Origin of the sequence: Nonomuraea sp. KM90, from assembly GCF_052246675.1 — a bacterium.
Taxonomy (GTDB): domain Bacteria; phylum Actinomycetota; class Actinomycetes; order Streptosporangiales; family Streptosporangiaceae; genus Nonomuraea.
On the sequence record NZ_JBQQCB010000002.1, the window covers coordinates 108101 to 127696 of the forward strand.

At 70.8% G+C, this 19596-nt stretch carries 13 protein-coding genes and 1 pseudogene; 8 read left to right on the forward strand and 6 right to left on the reverse strand.

Translation table 11 applies throughout. The annotated features are described in order from the left end of the window. Positions 1-29 precede the first annotated feature (29 nt). Positions 30-641, forward strand: a complete 612-nt coding sequence (locus ACTWPW_RS03020; protein WP_443167881.1) for a hypothetical protein — start codon at positions 30-32, stop codon at positions 639-641. Between the two features lie 888 nt (positions 642-1529). On the opposite strand, the gene typA is transcribed toward ACTWPW_RS03020, so the two are convergent. Beyond that, a complete protein-coding gene (gene typA, locus ACTWPW_RS03025) occupies positions 1530-3380 on the reverse strand; it encodes a translational GTPase TypA (protein ID WP_443167882.1) in 1851 nt (616 codons plus the stop codon). A 248-nt stretch (positions 3381-3628) separates the two neighbouring features. On the opposite strand from typA, the gene ACTWPW_RS03030 reads away from it, so the two are divergent. The 5 genes from ACTWPW_RS03030 (at position 3629) to ACTWPW_RS03050 (ending at position 10588) form a co-directional block, all read left to right on the forward strand. Then, entirely contained in the window at positions 3629-4372 is a 744-nt protein-coding gene (locus ACTWPW_RS03030; RefSeq protein ID WP_443167883.1) for an AMP-binding protein, read from the forward strand. 52 nt (positions 4373-4424) lie between these two features. Then, positions 4425-6839: a LuxR C-terminal-related transcriptional regulator gene (locus tag ACTWPW_RS03035; protein ID WP_443167884.1), complete on the forward strand. Its 2415-nt coding sequence runs from the start codon at positions 4425-4427 to the stop codon at positions 6837-6839. Positions 6840-6917: 78 nt separating this feature from the next. After that, positions 6918-7298: an AMP-binding protein gene (locus ACTWPW_RS03040; protein WP_443167885.1), complete on the forward strand. Its 381-nt coding sequence runs from the start codon at positions 6918-6920 to the stop codon at positions 7296-7298. Between the two features lie 88 nt (positions 7299-7386). Further along, positions 7387-9813, forward strand: coding sequence for a LuxR C-terminal-related transcriptional regulator (locus tag ACTWPW_RS03045; protein WP_443167886.1), 2427 nt, complete (start codon positions 7387-7389; stop codon positions 9811-9813). A 37-nt stretch (positions 9814-9850) separates the two neighbouring features. Further along, positions 9851-10588, forward strand: a complete 738-nt coding sequence (locus tag ACTWPW_RS03050) for an alpha/beta hydrolase (RefSeq protein WP_375111343.1) — start codon at positions 9851-9853, stop codon at positions 10586-10588. 237 nt (positions 10589-10825) lie between these two features. On the opposite strand, the gene ACTWPW_RS03055 is transcribed toward ACTWPW_RS03050, so the two are convergent. The 3 genes and pseudogenes from ACTWPW_RS03055 to ACTWPW_RS03065 form a co-directional block, all read right to left on the reverse strand. Further along, positions 10826-12259 (reverse strand): aldehyde dehydrogenase, encoded by a 1434-nt coding sequence (locus ACTWPW_RS03055; RefSeq protein WP_375111342.1) that lies wholly within the window; start codon positions 12257-12259, stop codon positions 10826-10828. Positions 12260-12383: 124 nt separating this feature from the next. Beyond that, entirely contained in the window at positions 12384-14492 is a 2109-nt protein-coding gene (locus tag ACTWPW_RS03060) for a hypothetical protein (protein WP_443167887.1), read from the reverse strand. Between the two features lie 74 nt (positions 14493-14566). Then, positions 14567-15442, reverse strand: a pseudogene (locus ACTWPW_RS03065) (M14 family zinc carboxypeptidase); the annotation flags it as partial. Positions 15443-15608: 166 nt separating this feature from the next. Between ACTWPW_RS03065 and ACTWPW_RS03070 the strand changes: the two are divergent. Further along, a complete protein-coding gene (locus ACTWPW_RS03070) occupies positions 15609-16505 on the forward strand; it encodes a coiled-coil domain-containing protein (RefSeq protein ID WP_375111340.1) in 897 nt (298 codons plus the stop codon). Here the strand turns inward: ACTWPW_RS03070 and ACTWPW_RS03075 are convergent. Beyond that, positions 16487-17800: a GH1 family beta-glucosidase gene (locus tag ACTWPW_RS03075; RefSeq protein ID WP_443167888.1), complete on the reverse strand. Its 1314-nt coding sequence runs from the start codon at positions 17798-17800 to the stop codon at positions 16487-16489. The two genes, ACTWPW_RS03070 and ACTWPW_RS03075, sit on opposite strands and share 19 nt — an antisense overlap. Positions 17801-17891: 91 nt before the next feature. On the opposite strand from ACTWPW_RS03075, the gene ACTWPW_RS03080 reads away from it, so the two are divergent. Continuing rightward, entirely contained in the window at positions 17892-18530 is a 639-nt protein-coding gene (locus tag ACTWPW_RS03080; protein WP_375111338.1) for a TetR family transcriptional regulator, read from the forward strand. A 61-nt stretch (positions 18531-18591) separates the two neighbouring features. Here the strand turns inward: ACTWPW_RS03080 and ACTWPW_RS03085 are convergent, their stop codons facing one another. After that, complete coding sequence (locus ACTWPW_RS03085; RefSeq protein WP_443167889.1) at positions 18592-19515, reverse strand: aldo/keto reductase; 924 nt, start codon at positions 19513-19515, stop codon at positions 18592-18594. Positions 19516-19596 lie beyond the last annotated feature (81 nt).

Here is a 19596-nt window from a genome sequence, read left to right on the forward strand (position 1 = left end):
GGGCCCAGCTCAGCGCGAGGACCAGCCGGATGCTGTCGGGCGGGTACACCCCGCCCAGCAGCGCCCGCAGCCACAGGGCCAGGGCCAGCAGCCCGATCGCCGCCTCGGCCGACAGCACGGCCAGCCGGACGATCACCGGCCGCACGCCCAGGTCCACGCTGAACGCGATGGCCGAGCCCGCCGCGGCGACGGCGGCCACCGCCCCGCCGGCCATCAGGGCCTGGCCCGACAGCTGCCCGTGCAGCCACGACCAGATCAGCATGCCCAGCCCGACCAGCAGGCCCAGCCCGGTCACCAGCAGCAGGTCACGGCTGTTCCACGGCGGGCTGGTGGGCAGCACCCGCCCGGCGTGCCGCAGCGTGAGCAGCGGAACGGCGACGAAGAGGATGACGTACGCCACCGGCGACCAGTCCTCCGCGAACAGCGGGATGAGCAGCGTGGGCGCCGCCAGCGCCAGCCCGATGACCAGCTCCCTGTTGGGCAGCCGGGTCCACCAGCCCCGGCCGAGCGAGCGCAGCAGGAAGACGGCGAGCGCTATGGCGGTCAGCACGCCGAGCGCGGTGGCCCAGGAGAAGTCCTCCTCCACGACCACGTCGGCGAACCCGTACGAGTCCGGGGCCAGCGTCATGCTCACCGGATAGACCCCGACCGCGAACGTCAGCCGCTCCTCCTGCTCGTAGTCCGGCGTGATGCCCTCCAGCCGCAGCACGGTCCACTCGCCGGGCAGCACGGTGATCGAGCGTCCGGTCACGATCGGGGGATACGCGCCGGGCTTGCTGAAGTGCACCTTCAGCAACTCGTCCCTCTCCAGCTGCCGCAGCAGCGTCACCGTGAACCTGGCCGTGGTCACCGCACCGTCGGTGGTGAGGACGGGCGCAAGCCGCGTGGTGGGCGCCAGGCCGGTGCCGTCCACCTTGACGGCGCCGAACGCGGCGTCGACGACCTGCTGGAGCGTGCCGGGGAAACCGGCTCCCTGGCGTAACGCCTCGATGAGCGGGTCCTCGCGGCTCATCCGGAGCCGGTGCAGGACGGTGACCTTGAGCTGCCGCTGCCGGGGGTCGAGCCGCCCCTCAGGCACCGGCTCCAGGTCGTCCTCGAGCGCTCTGGTGACCGTCACCTCGGAGGCGGCCCTTCGGGCCCACTTCAGGGTCTGGTCGGCGCGGGCGGCGGCGGCCACCCAGGGGTTGGGCGCTGCGGTGCCCTTGGGCGGCGCAGGCCCCGCCACCGGTCTGGCTGCGATGGTGCACCAAACGATCGCCCCCAAAGACACCAGAGCCAGCCCGAACGCGATTGCCATCCGGAGCTTTCCCACAATTTGGATGATTCTCCGGCATACGCGATTGTTCTAATGTCGCGGGGTCACGGTGTGATTACAGCTGCTCCCATGACAAGTTTTCTTTACGGTGTGACACGGGAGAGTCCATCCATCGCACGTGGCGGAGCTGGCGGGCTTACCGCCCGTACTTACCCGAAAGCCGCGTTTTGCTCGCAAAAAGCGAGCAAAACGCGGCCGGTTTGTGAAATTCCCGTCATCCACGCTTGGCGCGGGCGGCGGCGCGGCCCCGGACGGAGGCGTCGAGCACCAACTTGCGGATGCGCACGGCGTCCGGGGTGATCTCCACGCACTCGTCCTCGCGGATGAATTCGAGGGCCTGCTCCAGCGACAGGTTGCGCGGCGGGATCACCTTCTCCGTCTCCTCGGAGGTGGAGGAGCGCATGTTCGTGAGCTTCTTCTCCTTGGTGATGTTCACGTCCATGTCGTCGGACCGGGAGTTCTCGCCGACGATCATGCCCTCGTAGACCTCGGTCGTCGGGGAGACGAACAGGGTGCCACGCTCCTGCAGGTTGAGCATCGCGAACGCGGTCACCGGGCCCGACCGGTCGGCCACCAGCGAGCCGTTGTTGCGGGTGCGCAGCTCGCCGAACCAGGGCTCGTAGGAGTCGAACACGTGGTGCACCAGGCCGGTGCCGCGCGTCTCGGTCAGGAACTCGGTGCGGAAGCCGATCAGGCCGCGGGCCGGCACCACGAACTCCATCCGGATCCAGCCGGTGCCGTGGTTGGTCATGTGCTCCATGCGGCCCTTGCGCACGGCCAGGAGCTGGGTGACCGCGCCGAGGTATTCCTCCGGGCAGTCGACCGTCAGCCGCTCGACCGGCTCGTGCACCTTGCCGTCGACGACCTTCGTGACCACCTGGGGCTTGCCGACGGTCAGCTCGTAGCCCTCGCGGCGCATCTGCTCCACCAGGATGGCCAGCGCCAGCTCGCCGCGGCCCTGCACCTCCCAGGCGTCGGGCCGGTCGGTGGGCAGCACGCGCAGCGAGACGTTGCCGACGAGCTCCTTCTCCAGGCGGTCCTTGACCATGCGGGCGGTGACCTTCGAGCCCTTGACCTTGCCGACCAGGGGCGAGGTGTTGGTGCCGATGGTCATGGAGATGGCCGGCTCGTCCACCGTGATCAGCGGCAGCGGGCGCGGGTCCTCGGGGTCGGCCAGCGTCTCACCGATCATGATCTCGGGGATGCCGGCGATGGCGATGATGTCGCCGGGGCCGGCCTCCTCGGCCGGCTTGCGCTCGAGGGCGTCGGTCATCAGCAGCTCGGTGATCTTGACGCGCTGGATCGAGCCGTCCGTGCGGCACCAGGCCACCTGCTGGCCCTTGCGCATGACGCCCTGGTGGATCCGGCACAGCGCGATGCGGCCCAGGTAGGAGGAGGCGTCGAGGTTGGTGACGTGGGCCTGCAGCGGCGCGTTCGGGTCGTAGGTGGGCGCCGGGATCGTCGACTTGATGATGTCGAACAGCGGCTCGAGGTCCTCGGAGTCGGGCATCCCGCCGTCCGCCGGGCGCTCCAGGGAGGCCCGGCCGGCCTTGGCGGAGGCGTAGACGATCGGGAAGTCGATCTGCTCCTCCGTGGCGTCGAGGTCCATGAACAGCTCGTAGACCTCGTCCACGACCTCCTTGATGCGGGCGTCGGGGCGGTCGACCTTGTTGATGCACAGGATGACCGGCATCTTGGCGGCGAACGCCTTGCGCAGCACGAACCGGGTCTGCGGGAGGGGCCCCTCGGAGGCGTCGACCAGCAGCACGACGCCGTCGACCATCGACAGGCCGCGCTCGACCTCGCCGCCGAAGTCGGCGTGGCCGGGCGTGTCGATGATGTTGAGGGTCATGCCGCCGTGCTTGACCGCGGTGTTCTTCGCGAGAATGGTGATGCCCTTCTCGCGCTCGAGGTCGTTGGAGTCCATGACGCGGTCGTCGACATCCTGGTTGGCGCGGAATGCCCCGGACTGCCAGAGCATGGCGTCGACCAGCGTGGTCTTGCCATGGTCGACGTGCGCGATGATCGCGATGTTCCGCAGGTCGTCGCGGCTGTTCAAAGGCATGATGACGTCTCGCTCTGTGTCGTGGGGTCGGCCGCGCGAAGTCGCGACCTCATAAGTCTAGTTGATCCCCCCTCATGGCAGGAGCGGGGCGAGATGGCGGTGAGCGTACGCGCGGGCGTCCGCGTAGTTAAGGAGGGGCTCCTCAGGGCCGGGATCGCGCCGGGCGACGTCGTGGGCTGGCCTACATACATAGCCGGTTGCACAATTGTGCGCATGGCAATCGTGGACCGCGTCCTTAGATTGGCGGCATGACCTGGACAGAGCTGGTTATGGCGGCGGCACCGATGCAGGGCGATCAGCCGGCGGTGAGCGACGTCAGGACCGGCGAGGTGCTGTCCTACGCGGCATTCGGGAGACGGGTCACCCGGGCCGCACAGGGATTGCGTGCCCAGGGCCTGCGTTACGGCGACCCCGTTCTGGTCAACGTCCCCCTGGGCGCCACGCTGCCCGTGGCGGTGCACGCCGTGGCCTGGGCCGGCGGGGTCGCGGTGCTCGGGGCCGCCGGCGAGGCCCGCATGATGATCGCCCAGGACCACTACGACCCCGCGGCCGTGAAGGTGGACCAGGTCTTCTCCTTCCGGCCGGCGCCGGGCGCCAGGCCCTTCGCCGAGCTGTTGTCCAGCGGCGCGGTCGAGTTCGGGCCGCTGGCGGGGCCCGCGTTCACGCTCAGCGGCGAGCGGGTGTTCGACAACACCGAGCTGGCGACCGACCTGCGCAGGCTCGCCGCCCGGCTGGTGATCGGCAAGGACGACGTCGTGATCAGCGCGGTGAGCGAGCCGTTCCGTGGCCTGCGGGTGATCGATTTAGCCATGATGTCCGGCGCCCGCGTCGTGGTCGCCCATGAGCCGAGCCTGGTCGGCTGCCGCGTGCTGGCCCAGGAACGCCGGGCCACGATGGTCGTCGCACCGTATGACCTCGCCAGAAGGCTGCTCGGTGACCCCATCCTGCGCGTCGTCGACGAAAGGGCGGTCGTGAGCTCGCTTGGCCTGTGAAAAGTGCGACACTGTGGGAGAGTGTGATCCTTCCGCGACGCAGGGTGAGCACATGCCAGATTCCCCCCGGCACAACCTTCCGGCAGAGCCCAACCGGTTCGTCGGCCGCGAGCGTGATCTCGACGACCTGCACGACCTGTTCGGCGAGACGCGCGTGGTGACGCTGTGCGGGGTCGGCGGCATCGGGAAGACCCGGCTGGCCCTCCAGGTCGCCGCCAGGCTGGTGCCCGCCTTCCCGGACGGTGTCTGGCTGGTCGAGCTGGCCAGGTTCGGCCGCCCGGAGCTGGTGGAGCAGGAGATCGCCGGCGTGCTCGGCGTGCGTGAGGAGGCCGGCCGCCCCCTCCTCGACACCATGACGGCCAGGCTCCGCGACCAGCGCTGCCTGCTGCTGCTGGACAACTGCGAGCACCTGGTCGACAGGTGTGCCGAAGTGGCCGCGGCGCTGGTCGCGGCCTGCCCGTCGCTGCGCGTCCTGGCCACCAGCAGGGAGCCGCTGCGCATCGCCAGCGAGCTCATCTGGCGGGTGCCGCCGCTCGACCTGCCCGACCCGGGCACGCCGGACGCCGAGTCGGTGCAGCTGTTCATGGACCGGGCGGCGGCCGCCGGCACCCGGCTGGGCCCCGAGAGCCTGCCCGACGTGGTGCGCCTGTGCCGGGCGCTCGACGGGCTGCCGCTGGCGCTGGAGCTGGCCGCGGCCCGCACCAGCCTGCTCAGCCCCGGGCAGATCGCCGACCGCATAGACGACCGGTTCTCGCTGCTCACCACCGGCGGCCGCACCGCTCCGGTCCGGCAGCGCACGCTGCTGGCGGCCGTCGAGTGGAGCTACGACCTGCTGTCGGCGAAGGAGCAGGTGCTGCTGCGCAGGTTGTCGGTGTTCGCCGGCGATTTCGACCTCGACCTGGCCGAGCAGGTGTGCGCCGAGCGGCCGATCGGCGCGAGCGAGATCGTCGACCTGCTCGGCGGCCTGGTGGACAAGTCCCTCGTGCTGTGCGACGAGAGCCGCAGGCGCTACTGGCTGCTGGAGACGATCAAGCGTTACTCCGTCGAGCGGCTCGAACAGGCCGGCGAGCGCGAGGTCCTGCGCGAGCGGCACCTCAACGTGCTCTGCGAGCTGCAGGAGCGCCACTTCAACCGGGAGATGGTCGAGCCCGGCGTGCCGTGGTCGCGGCGGCTAGAGGCGCTGACCGCGAGCCGGGCCCTGGTCGACGACCAGCGGGTGGCGCTCGAATGGGCCGCCGAGTCCGGCAACGTGGCCCTGGGCCTGCACCTGTGCCGGACCAGCACGGGCCTGCTGCCCATCGGGGGCAACCTGACGGAGATCGTCGGCTGGATCGAGCGGCTGCTCTCGCTCGATGCCACCGGGGTGTCCGGCGATGAGGTCGCGCACGTCAAGGCCTACCTGGCCTACGGGCTGGAGGCCCGAGACGAGCTGAGCCGGTCGCTGGAGGTGGCGGAGGAGAGCCTGGCCGGGATGGCGCCGGACAACGTGTTCCCGCGCTGCGTCATGCACAGCCTCGTGGTCGTGGTGCTGCTGCGCATGGGCCGGGCCGACGAGGCGCTGCACCACGCGGAGGAGGGCCTGGCCGCCGCCGTACGCTCCGGCGACCTGTGGAACCAGGCGGCGGGGCTGGCCGGGTTGTCGGCGGTGGCCCTGACCCGCGGCCGGTTGCGCGAGGCGCAGCGGTCCGGCGAGGAGGCGCTCGCCCGGGCGAGCGAGCACGGTCACCGCTGGCTGATGGCCAGGACCGCCGCGCAGCTCGGCTCGGTGGCCGAGGCCCGCGGCGACCTGGTGACCGCCAAGGCTCAGTACGAGCGGGCCGTGCCCTGGCTGCGCGAGCTGGGCGGCGATCTGGAGCTGGCGCGCTGCCTGGCCCGGATCGGCAGGGTGGCGGCGATGCTGCACGAGTTCGGCGTCGCGCGGGAGCGGCTGGCGGCCAGCCTCGCACTGGGCCGGGCGACCGGTCAGCGGCAGGGCGTGGCCCGCTGCCTGGTCGGGCTGTCGGTGCTGGCCGAGTACGAAGGCGACCTGGAGGGCGCCGTGCTGGCGGCCGCGGCGGCGGCCACGCTGCGCGAGTCCATCGGCCAGCACTCCGCCACGATCAGGATCGAGGAGCTGCTCGGCCGGGCCCGGACCAAACTGGGCGACGGCCGCACGACCTCGCTGTGGTCGCGGGGCCGGGCGATGAGCCCCGACGACGCCGCCCGCCACGTGCTGGAGGGCGAGCGGCTGGCCCCGCGGACGCCCGTGGCGGCCGAGCCCGTCCGGCACACGCTGCTGACCGCCCGCGAGCTGGAGATCGCCGGTCTGCTCACCCGGGGGCTGTCCAACCGGGCCATCGCGGAGGAGCTGGTGATCAGTCCCGCCACGGTCGCCCGGCATATCGCCAACATCATGGAGAAGCTCGGCTATACCTCGCGGGCCCAGATCGCGGTCTGGGCGGCCGAGCATCCGGGCGCCTCCGGGTAGGGAGTGGCACGCTTCTGCATAGGGATCTGCATATTCCGCCCCATGTGTGCACGAGACGCCCTCCTTACCGTGGGCCACATGGATGAGCGCATCGTGATGGTGGATTCGGGCACCGGCCTGAAGCTCACCGAGGAGCAGTTGGACGAGAGGTCCGCGGTCGCGGCCGTCCAGTTGCGGCGCAGGGGAGTGCGCGCTGGAGACACCGTGCTCATCTGCCTGCCCGTCGGGCCCGACCTGCTGGTGGCGACCGACGCGGTGATCGCCGCGGGCGGCGTCGTCTGGCCCCTGCCCGCCGATCTCGACGCGGCCACGCTTCAGGACCGCATCCAGGAGAGCGGCGCCCGGGTGATGGTCTCCAACGTCCGGCAGGCCCTGGACGCGGCGGACGAATCACGCGTACGGATCATCATGAGCGTCGCCGACCTGAGCGCCTCACATTCGTATCCAGCCGGTCGCTGACTCTGCACGCAAAGTGATCGCATCGGCCCGCCCGGCGGGGGAGACTTGGCGCGAAAGCTGATCCTCCCGCGAGCACCTGGGCCCCGACATGACCGTGCAAGCCCCCCACAACCTCCCCGCAGAGCCCAACCGCTTCATCGGACGCGCGCGTGACGTGTCGGAGCTGAGCGCGCTGGTCCGGGAGGAACGCGTGATCACGCTGAGCGGCGTGGGCGGCATCGGCAAGACCCGGCTGTCGTTGCGCGTGGCGGCGCAGGCGCGGCCCTGGTTCGCCGACGGCGTGTGGCTGGTGGAGCTGGCCCGCCTCGGCAGTCCCGCGCTGGTGGCCGGCGAGCTGGCCGGGGTGCTCGGCGTGCGCGACGAGATCCCGGGGCGGCTGCTCGACGGCCTGCGCGTACGCCTGCGCGACGCCAGCACGCTGATCGTGCTGGACAACTGCGAGCACCTGGTCGAGCACTGCGCCGAGCTGGTGGCGGAGCTGATCGCCGAGTGCCCGGGCCTGCGGTTCCTGCTCACCAGCCGGGAGCCGCTGCGCATCCCGGGCGAGCTGATCTGGCGGGTGCCGCCCCTGGAGCTGCCCGACGCCGACCATCCCGACGCCGAGTCGGTGCTGCTGTTCGTGGAGCGCTCGCTCGCGGCCGGGGCGCGCGGGGTGACCGGCAGCATGGACGACGTCGTACGCCTGTGCCGCGCGCTCGACGGCCTGCCGCTGGCCCTGGAGCTGGCGGCGGCCCGCACCAGCCTGCTGAGCCCCGGGCGGATCGCCGACCGCATCGGCGACCGGTTCAGGCTGCTGACCACCGGCCCCCGCACGGCTCCCGCCAGGCAGCGCACGCTGCTGGCGGCCGTCGAGTGGAGCCACGACCTGCTCATGCCCAAGGAGCGGGTGCTGCTGCGCCGGCTGTCGGTGTTCGCGGGGCTGTTCGACCTGGAGCTGGCCGAGAGGGTGTGCGCCGACGGGGGCGTGCTGCGCCGGGCCGAGCTGCTCGACCTGCTCGCGGGCCTGGTGGACAAGTCGCTGGTGCTGCACCATGGCGGGGCCGGCCGCTACCGCCTGCTGACGACCATCCGCCAGTACGCCGCCGACCGCCTCGCCGAGGTCGACGAGGTCGCGCGCCTGCGTGACCGGCACCTGCGGGTGATCTGCGAGGAGATGGAGCGCTGCTACGAGGGCGGCTCGCTGGACCCCCGGATGCCGTGGCCGGAGCGGTTCGCGTACTTCGCCAGGGGCCGCACCCTGCTCGACGACTGCAGGGCCGCGATCGACCGGGCGGTGGAGTCCGGCAACCCGGTGCCGGGGCTGCGCCTGGCCCGCGCGGCGCTGGCGATCCTGGCCGTGCGGGGCGACCTGGCCGAGAGCGTCGGCTGGCACGAGCGGCTGCTCGCGCTGGACGTGTCGCAGGTGCCCGCCGACCTCCTGGCGGTGGCCAGGGGCGCGCTGGCGTACGGGCTGGAGGCCGGTGACGAGCTGGGCCGCGCCGAGGAGCTCATCGTGCAGGCCATCGAGGAGCAGCGGCGCCACCCGTACACGCACTGGCTGGGCATCACCTACGGCGTGGCGCTGACCGTGTTCTTCCGCACGGGGCAGAGCCGGCGGGCGCAGCTCTGCCTGGAGGAGCTGGAGGCGGCGGCCACCGCCCACGACGACCTGTTCAACCTGGCGACCGTCAGGATCGCCCAGCTCAACGTGGCGCTGTTCCACGGGCGGTTGCGCCGGGCGCAGCGCTACGGCGAGGAGGCGCTCGCCCTGGGCCGGGAGGCGGGTCACCACTGGACGCAGGCCAGGGCGCTGACCCACCTCGGCGCGGTGGCCGAGGCGGCGGGCGACCTGGAGGCCGCCATGTCCTACCACGCGGCCGCGCTGCCGCTGCTGGAGGGCATGGGCAACGTGGTCGAGCTGGCTCGCTGCCGGGCGCAGATCGGCCGGGTGGCGGCCGGGCTGGGCGACCACGCCACGGCCAGGGAGCACGTGGCCGCGAGCCTGGAGCTGAGCAGGCAGTCAGGGCAGCGCAGGGGGATCATGCGCGCGCTCATGGCCCTGTCGGCCCTGGCCCGTGCTCAGGACGACCTGGAAGGCGCCGTGCTGGCCGGTGCGGCCGCCACCGCCCTGCGGGAGTCCATCGGGCAGTTCGGCACTCCTGGGCGCGTTCAGGAGCTTCTGGCGCTCGCCCGCGGCAGGCTCGGCGCGGGCCGGGTGACGCTGCTGTGGGCCCGGGGCATGGAGTGGCCGCCGGAGGAGGTGGCCAGGCGCGTGCTGGACAGCGAGGCCGGGCAGGCGCCGCTGCCGGTCTCCGTGGCGGGCCCCCGGTACGGCGGCCTGACCGCCAGGGAGCGGGAGATCGCCGCGCTGCTCACCCGGGGCCTCAGCAACCGGGCCATCGCCCAGGAACTGGTGATCAGCCCGGCCACCGTGGCCCGGCACATCGCCAACATCATGGACAAGCTGGGCTTCGACGCGCGCTCGCAGATCGCGGTGTGGGCGGCCGAGCACGGGATCGACGCCGGGCGTATCTAAGCTCATATCCATGCCTTTCGCGCCCAACTTTCCCGTCATGCTCAGAACCGAGGACGGGGTCCGCATCGACGCCTCGCACACCCCGGCGACCCGCACGTCCGGCCGCACGGACGTGGGCATCGTCGTCGCGCACGGCTTCACCGGCTCCTGGCGGGAACGCACCGCGCGCCGCATCGTGCACGTGCTGAGCGGGTACGGCGGGGTGATCGCGTTCGACTTCCGTGGCCATGGGCGCTCCGGGGGCGAGACCACGGTGGGCGACCTGGAGATCCTCGACGTGGAGGCCGCGGTCCGGCACGCCCGCGTGATCGGCTACACCAAGGTGGCGGTCGTGGGCTTCTCCATGGGGGCGTCGGTGGCCCTGCGGCACGCGGGGCTGCGCGGCGGGGTGGACGCGGTGGTGGCGGTGAGCGGTCCGGCCCGCTGGTACTACCGGGGCACCAGGCCGATGCGCCAGGTGCACTGGGCCATCGAGCAGCCGGTCGGCCGGTTGGCGGCCAGGGTGGCCAAGCGCACGAGGATCGCGCGGGGCCGGTGGGACCCGATCCCCATGCCGCCGCACGAGGCCGCCGCGCTCATCTCGCCGACGCCGCTGCTGATCGTGCATGGGGACGCGGACACGTTCTTCCCGCTGGACCACGCCGAGCAGCTCTACGCCGGCGCGCGGGAGCCGAAGGAGCTCTGGGTGGAGCCCGGCTACGGGCACGCGGAGGCCGCGGCCACCCCCGAACTCGTCCGCCGGATCGGCAAATGGATCTCCTCGAACTTTTCCTGAAGGAAAGACGTCTACCTAGGGCGGATGGAAGGAAACCGCCGGGAGAAAGTCCCTGGGGAAGGAAACCGTCGATGCGGTGGACGTGGGACATACTGCTGTAGTCAGGCGGTTGCCCACAGTGGCCTGCGTCCAGCAGGCCGCTGCGGGCAGCGAGGTTGGCACCTAGCGTCGCGGGGGCGCGCTGGGTGGCATCCGTGCACAAAAGGGCCCCGCAGATTCTTGCGGGGCCCTTCCGTCTCAGCCCAGGCGGGCGATCGTCTTGTACTCGAGGTAGCTGCCGAGGCCCTCGGGTCCCAGCTCGCGGCCGATGCCGCTGGCCTTGAAGCCGCCGAAGGGGGCGTTGGTCTCCAGCATGAAGCAGTTCACGCCGTACGTCCCCGTACGCACCCGGCGGGCCACGTCCATGCCGTGCTCGGTGTCGGCCGTCCACACCGTGCCGGCCAGGCCGTAGTCGCTGTCGTTGGCGATGCGTACGGCGTCCGCCTCGTCCTCGTAGGGGATCACCGACAGGACCGGCCCGAAGATCTCCTCGCGGGCGATCCGCATGTCGTTGGAGACCCCGGCGAAGACGGTGGGCGAGACGTACCAGCCGCGGTCGAACGGCCGGTCCAGGCCGCCCACGACGACCTTGGCGCCCTCGTCCATGCCGATCTTGATGTAGCCCTCGACCCGCTCCTGCTGCCGCTTGGCCACCAGCGGGCCGATGCCGGTTCCCGGGTCGGCGGGGTCGCCGACGGCCTGGGAGCTGACCATGCCCGCGATCGCGTCCACGACCTCGTCGTAGCGCCGGCGGGAGGCCAGGATGCGGGTCTGGGCCACGCACGCCTGCCCGTTGTTCATGAGGGAGGCCATCGACAGGAAGCCCATGCTGGCCGCCAGGTCGGCGTCGTCCAGGATGATCGCGGCCGACTTGCCGCCCAGCTCCAGGCTGACCCGCTTGAGCTGCTCGCCGCAGATGGCCGCGATGCGCCGGCCGGCCGCCGTCGAGCCGGTGAAGGCCACCTTGTCGACGCCCGGGTGCGAGATCAGGTGCTCGCCCACCTCGCGGCCGGCGACCACGATGTTGAGCACGCCCGCCGGCACGCCGGCCTCGGCCGCCCACTCGGCCAGCAGGTACGCGTCCAGCGGCGTCTCGGGCGCCGGCTTGAGCACGATCGTGCACCCGGCCAGGAGCGCGGGCGCGACCTTGGTCATGGTCACGAACTGCGGCACGTTCCACGGCACCACGGCCGCCACCACGCCCACCGGCTCCCTGCGCACGGTGATCGGGCCGAACAGCCCCGGCCGCTGCTCCTCCTGCTCGAACGTCCTGCCCAGCTCGGCGTAGAACTGCAGCATGCCGAGCGGCTGCGGCGCCTGCGCGAGGTTGGAGAACGTGATCGGCGAGCCCATCTCCTCCGTGATGAGCTGGGCCATCTCGGCCTGCCGCTCGTTGTAGATCGCGGCGAGCCGGCCGACGACCTCGGCCCGCTCGGCGAAGGACATCCGCGGCCAGGGCCCGTGGTCGAACGCCTCCCTCGCGGCGGCGACCGCCCGCTCCATGTCCTCGGCCGTGCCTTCCGGCACCCGCCCGACGACCTCCTCGGTGTGGGGGGAGATGACGTCGATCGTCCCGGTGCCCGCGGGGGCCACCCATTCGCCCCCGATGAACAGCGTGTCGTGCTGGCGCATGTCGTGAGCCTCCTGCTTGACCGAATGCTTGCTTGATACCGGTATGCCTCAAGGTGACCGAACCATGTTCTGTCCGGACACGCAAGAGGGGTGCGGCGCGTACGCGCCGCACCCCTCGCGGGCGTCAGCGGGAATCGCCGAGCAGGTGTTGCATGGAACGCTTGACCAGGTCCGTACGCTTGGCCAGGTCGCTCACGGTCTCGACGCCGAAGCCGAGGTAGACGGTGTCCTCCGTGACGATGCCGCCGCCCTCCTCGAAGAGCTGGTCCGTACGGAACCAGTTGTTGATCGACGGCGAGGAGCCCTCAGGCGGTGCCCCGACGGCCCAGCCGCCCAGGTCCGACTCGAACGAGGTCGACTCGGCCGCCGTGCCGTCCAGGGTGACGGCGAAGTCGTCCAGGAAGACGCCCGCGCCCTGGGTGGCCCAGTCGCTGATGTAGGAGATGGAGATCTCGACCTGCTTGCCCGCGTACGGGGTCAGGTCGATCTTCCACTGCTGCCAGCCGCCCGAGTTGCCGGAGGCCGCGTGCCACGCGCCGGAGGTGCCGGTCGGCTCGCAGTTCACGCCCTGGTAGCGCTGCGTGAACGGGTGGATCGTGCGCCAGCCGCCGCTGTTCTCGGTCAGGCAGCTGTCGCCGGCCTCCTGGGTGGTGTGCCCGTTGGCGTCCGGCAGCGTGGTCCAGTCGTCGCCGCCCGCCGTCCGGGCCTCGACCGTCAGGAAGTCCCAGGCGGCCTCGGTGTCGTACGAGGTCCAGAACGACAGGTCGCCGCTGGTCCGGCCGGTCAGATCGATGGTCTTGGTCAGCCGCTTCCACGAGACGTCGGCGATGCCGCTGTAGACGTCCCAGGAGCCGGTGTGCGGGTCGAAGGGGCCGCCCGGGCGTACCCACTTGACCTGGGCCGAGCTGCTGAACAGGGGGAACTGCTGGGCGGGCAGGATGGCCGAGGTCGCGACGAACGAGTTGGTGTGGCTCGGCTCGATCGTGGCGCTGAAGCCGTCGAACTTCCCGCCACTGCCCTGCAGCGCGAACGGCTGACCGGTGGCGTGGTCGGTGCCCGCGTCGTCGAAGAAGACGTAGGCGCCCAGGTAGTACTGCTGGAAGTCGTTGAACACCGGGATGCAGGGCGGGTCGTCGTCCACCGTGCACTCGGGGTTCTCGGGCTGGTCGGGCTCGTAGTAGTAGGAGCCGTTGAAGTTGGCCGCGTACGAGGGGTACTTGCCGGCGTGCAGCAGCTTGCCGCCCTCGTTCAGGTAGTCGCGGACCGCCAGCTCGGTGTCCACGCCGCCCTTGGACGTCGTGCCCGGCACCTGGCCCTGCGACCTCGGGATGATGTCGTCGCCGGTCTCCCAGACCACCGCGTCGTAGTGGCTGAGCACGCCCAGCGGGTGCGGGGCCTTGCGGCCCATCTTGTCCATGTCGTACACGTCGGAGCTGTAGCCGGCGGCCTGGAGGGCGGCGGCGTACTCGTCGGCGTACTTGGCCTCGGTCACGCCCTGCGCCGGGCTCAGGCCGGTGACGTCCTCGGTGGCCAGGATCAGCACCTTGCCGCCGATGTCCGTGGCGACCGTGTAGGTGAAGTCGGCGCTCCTCTTGCCGATCGAGCTGAACCAGACCTTCACCTTGTCACCCGGCCGGGTGCCGGTGATCTTGCCGCGCAGGCGGTGGTAGTAGCGGTTGTAGCCCTTGCCGTACCGCTCGCCGCCCTTCCACTCGCCGGTCAGGACGGTCTTGGTCCGGCCGCCGTTGACCTGGTAGTTCAGGAAGACCGGGCCGAGCTTGCGCTTGGCGTTGACCTGGACGACCTGGTCCCGGCCGTAGCTGAACTCGAACGGGTCGAGCTCGAAGTCGGGCGTCCTGTTGCCCAGATGGGTGACCGGCTCGACCGGGTTGACCGCGGACCTGGCCACGTCGAGCGCGAACGGCAGGTTCTTCTCGAACTCCGCCTGCACCAGCGCCTCGTCGTCGGGGAAGACGAAGCCGCAGCCGTCGCAGCCCTCGTTGAGCTCGGGCGTCCACGACAGCGTCCCGTACTGGAAGTGGGCCTGGTCGTTGGTGTCGCCGTTGGTGGTGTACAGCTCGGCGCCGAGGTCGGGGTCGAAGCCGGGGACGGCCGGGTTGGCGTCGTCGCCGGTGAGCGCCTCGTAGATGGGGTTGTCCGCGGTCTCCGTGGCGATCTGCACGCCCATCGGGTAGAGCAGCAGCGGGCCGTACGAGTGGTAGTTGAGCTGCATCTCGAACTTGACCCGCCGGAGCAGGCCGTCCAGGCCTTCGTCTCCGGCTCGCTGGCCGGGCCGGTGCCGCGGTAGGTGTCGCTGCTGGGGATGCTCGACGAGCCTTCCTCGTCGTAGTGGAAGTTCGTGGGGAAGTTCCGGTTCGGGTCCACGCCGTCGCCGCGGGTGATCTGGCCGTCGCCGTTGTTGTCGCGCAGGTTCTTGCGCCACAGGCGGTTGCCCTCGGTGAAGGTGAAGTCGTACCCGTCGGGGTTGGCCACCGGCACGAACCACAGCTCGGTCTTGTTGAGCAGGTCCCTGAGCGCGCCCTTGTTCGCGACCACGTGCTTCAGCAGCCGCATGTCCACCTCGGTGGAGATCCACTCGCGGGCGTGCTGGGTGGCCGAGAAGAGGGTCGAGGGCTTGAGTCCGTCGGGCAGCAGCCTGGCGCCCGTGCTGACCTTGACGGCCAGGATGTCCTGGCCCTGCAGCGACTTGCCGATCGACTGGAGCTTGACGACGTCCTTGTTGGCCTTCGCGATGGCCTTGAGCTGGTCGGCGATGCCGCCGGGCTCGGAGTAGGACTTGAAGACGGTGTAGCCGCCGGCCGCCTGGGCCCTGGCCGCTTCGAGCTGGGTCTGGCCCTGCGGGTTGCGCACGGGCTCCGGTTTGTGGCCGAGCTTCTCCAGGACGTCGAGGTCCGCCTGGGCGGCGGTCAGCTCGATGTGCTCCTTGTCGCCCTTGGACTGCTGCTGGACGACGTCGAAGCCCTTCTCCCTGAGCGTCTGGGCGGTGCCCGGCGGGCTTTCTAGCTGGTACAGCTCGATGCGGTCGCGGGCCGGCAGGGGGTCCACGGACGCCTCGGCGGTCGTGGCCACGAGAGAGGTGCCTAAGCCGAGGATGACGGCCGCGGCGAGGGTTAATGATCGAGACACGGTCTGCCCCTTCGCAGAGACGGAATCGATCGCCATCTCAGACCTTTGGAGCGATCTATACAAGGCCCAACTTTTCGCCGCACCCCAATTTGGACAAAAGCCTAAAAACCTCACCAAAGGTGCGGCAGTTCGGGCGTTCAGATGACAGGAATCAAGATCATCTTCTATAGTTTCGGTCCGTCTATGAGGGGAGGGGACGGGTGTGAGAATCTGGCGGCTCGCCGTTCTTGTCGCCGTCCTCGCCGGGCTGGTCGCACTGCCCACCCCACCGCCCGCCGCGGCCGATCCCAGCCCTGCTGAGCTGCGCAGACTCACCAAGCAGGCGGAGCGCCTCGAGGAGCTCTACCGGGGTCAGATCCAGAGCCTGGAGGACATCAAGCTCCAGGCGAAGAAGGCCACCGACACCTCCGGCAACCTGGAGGCCCAGCTCAGGGCCGCCCAGGCCGAGGTGACCCGCATCGCCCAGACCTCCTACATGGTGGGCCCCATCGACGGCATGCAGCTCCTCGCGCCCAGCACGGACCCGTACAAGATGCTGGGGCAGGCCGCCAACATGACCTACATGGCCAACGAGCGGGCCAAACGCGTCGAGAGCATCAAGAAGCTGATCGACAAGTCCAAAGATGCGAAGGTCAACGCCAGCGAGAAGATCGAGAAGCTGCGCAAAGAGATCAAGGTCATGCAGGGCAAGCGTGACGAGATCGAGAAGCTGCTCAACAAGTACGGCTTCCAGCAGCCCGGCGGCTCCGAGGGCCTGACGCCGCGCATGATCTCGGTCCGCGCGGAGATCATGCGGAACTTCCCCATGAGGTACGGCGTCGGCTGCCTGCGCCCGGGCGACCCCGGTGAGCACGGCAAGGGCCGGGCCTGCGACTTCATGATGTCCAGGGGCGGCACCGTGGCCGGCGGGGCCGACGCCGCCAACGGCGACGCGCTGGCCGCCTGGCTCATCAAGAACGGCCCCCGGCTCGGCGTGATGTACATCATCTGGAAGCAGCGCTACTACGACATCCGGTCAGGCGGCGGCTGGGACCCGATGTCGAACCGCGGCGGGGCCACCGCCAACCACTACGACCACGTTCACGTGTCGGTGTTCTGACCCTTCAGGAACTCCTTGAACCAGTGGTAGGACCGCTTCGGGGTGCGCCGCTGGGTGGCGAAGTCCACGTGCACGAGGCCGAACCGCTGGTGGTAGCCCTCGGCCCACTCGAAGTTGTCCAGCAGCGACCAGACGAAGTAGCCGCGCACGTCCACACCCTCGGCCATGGCCTGCCGCACGGCGGCGATGTGCCGGTCGAGGAAGTCGACGCGGGCCTCGTCCTCGATCGTGCCGTGCTCCGTGGGGGTGTCCGGCTGGGAGCAGCCGTTCTCCGTGATCAGGATCGGCGGGAGCGCGGCGCCGTAGCGGGACTTGAGGCCGGTCAGCAGCTCGCGCAGGCCGTCGGGGACGACCGGCCAGCCGAAGGCCGTGGTGGGGTGGCCGGTGATGCCCGCGTCGGAGAAGGGGAGCCCGTCGCCGGTGGGGGCGGCTATGCGGGTCGGGTTGTAGTAGTTGATGCCCAGGGCGTCCAGCGGGGCCGCGATGGTCGCCAGGTCGCCGTCCCGGATGAAGTCCAGGCTCGGGGTGTAAGCCGACAGGTCCGGATATCTGCCGAGAAGTATGGGGTCGTTGAACAGGCGGTTGTGCAGGACGTCGTACGCGTCGGCCGCCTTCAGGTCGGGCTCCTCCTGCGAGGCCGGCCAGACCGGCGTGCAGTTGTTGGTCAGCGCCACCTGGCGCGCGCCCGCCGCCCTGAGGGCCTGGACGGCCCGGCCGTGGGCGAGCAACTGGTGGTGGGCGGCGGGGAGGGCGTCGGTCATGAGGAACCGGCCGGGGGCGTGGACGCCCATGGCGTAGCCGAAGGCCATGTGGACGAACGGCTCGTTCAGCGTGATCCACAGCGGGACGCGGTCGGCCAGGCGGGCGGCGACCGTGGCGGCGTAGTCGGCGAAGAGCTCGCAGACGTCGCGGTTCAGCCACCCGCCGCGGTCCTCCAGGGCCTGCGGCAGGTCCCAGTGGAACAACGTGGGCACCGGTTGCACCCCGGCCGCCAGCAGGGCGTCCACCAGGCGGTCGTAGAAGTCCAGGCCCCGCTCGTTCACCTCGCCCGAGCCCAGCGGGAGGACGCGCGGCCAGGCGATCGAGAAGCGGTAGGCGTTCACGCCGAGGCCCGACATGAGCGCGACGTCCTCGCGCCAGCGGTGGTAGTGGTCGCACGCCACGTCCCCGGTGTGCCCGTCCCTGGTGCGGCCGGGCTCGCGGGCGAAGGTGTCCCAGACGGACTCGCCCCTGCCGTCCTCGCCGGTGGCCCCCTCGATCTGGTACGCGGCCGTGGCCGTACCCCACAGGAACATCCCTGGCCTCCACTGCTACGCGAGTAAGGCTCATGTTAACTGAGGCCAAAGTCCCTGACTTCAGCTCCCGGAAATGCGTCAGGATGGGGACATGACCAGTACCTTGCGCCGCCGCCCCGCTCAGCGCCGGAGTGTCGAGCGCGTCGAGCGGATGCTCGACGAGTGCGCGCTCCTGCTCGACGAGGTCGGCTACGAGGCGCTGACCACCAAGGAGGTCGCGCGCCGGGCGGAGGTGCCGATCGGCACGTTCTACCAGTTCTTCCGCGACAAGCAGGGCCTGGTGCGGGCGCTGGCGCGGCGCAACCTCGAGGCGTTCCTCCAGCGGATCATCGAACGCATCCCGCTGGCCGACCTGGGCCACTGGACCGACCTCGTCGACCTCGCCATCGACGAGTTCGTCGACATGAAGCGCACCACGCCCGGGTTCGCGGTGGTGGACTTCGGCGAGGTGCTCACCGCCCCCGGCGGGCCGAGCGTCGAGGGCAGCAAGCGGGCGCTCGACGAGACGCACGAGAACAACGTCGTGGTGGCCGAGCGCCTGCGCGCGCTGACGCTGGAGCTCCTGGACGCCCCCGTGGGCCCGGGGCTCGACCGGGCGCTGCTGGTGGCGGTCGAGGCCACGGACGCGGTGCTCAAGCTGGCCTTCCGGGCCGACCCGGGCGGCGCCCCGGAGCTCATCGCCGAGTGCAAGCTGCTGGTCCGCCGCTACCTGGCCGACCACCTTCCCTGATCGCCGCCGGCGGCGTCCGGACAGGCGGCGACCGGACAGGCGGCGGCCAAACAGGGGGCGTCTAACAGGCGGCGTCCATGCGGGCGCGCAGCTCGGCGTCCAGCTTGAGGCCCGACGCCCCGATGGCCTCCTCCAGCTGCTCCATCGTGGACACCCCCACGATGGGCACGACCCCGCCGGCCATGAGCCAGGCCAGGACGACCTGGTTCGGGGTGGCGCCCAGCTCGTCCGCCACCTCGTGCAGGACGGCCAGGCGCCGCGTCGTGCCCGGGTGGTCGTAGATGTCGGCGATCGGCCGGTCGGGTCGCGTGTAGGCGCCGAACATCAGCGTGTTGTACGCCCACAGCGTCAGGTCCGGCTCCGCGGCCAGGTAGTCGAGCGTCTCGTCCGAGACCAGCGTGTGCCCCGCCTCGGCGGGCCTGGTGTTCGGCCGGGGACGCAGGTAGGTGTGGCGGAGCTGGAGGTAGGTGTAGGGCATCCAGCCGCGCGCGCCGGAGACGTTCCTGGCCCGCTCCAGCCGCCAGGCGGCCATGTTGCTGGCGCCGAGGCTACGGATCTTGCCCGCCCGGGCCAGCTCGTCGAACGCCCCCAGAGTCTCCTCGATCGGGACGGAACGATCCTCGATGTGCGACCAATACACATCGATGTAGTCCGTCCCCAATCTCCTGAGGCTGCCCTCCGCGCCCCTGGCGACGGTCGCCGCGGACAGCCCCTCCGCCGAGTCGAGGGTGGTGTCGCCGGGGACGGTGGGCCGGGCCCCGACCTTCGTGCTGATGAAGACCTCCTCCCGGTTGCCGCGGGCGGCCAGCCACGCGCCGATGGCCAGCTCGCTCTCGTCGCCCGAGCGGCCCGCCACCCAGAACGGGTAGTTGTTGGCCGTGTCGAGCATGGTGCCGCCGGCCTCCTGGAACCGGTCCAGGATGGCGAAGGTCTCCTGCATGCCGACGGTGGTGCCGAACGGAATCGTGCCGAGTGCGATGTTCATGGGGCCGACTCTGAGAGCTGGAGCGCACTCCATGTCAAGCCTCTCCTTTCGGTTGACCTGGAGTGCACTCCAGGTGGGATC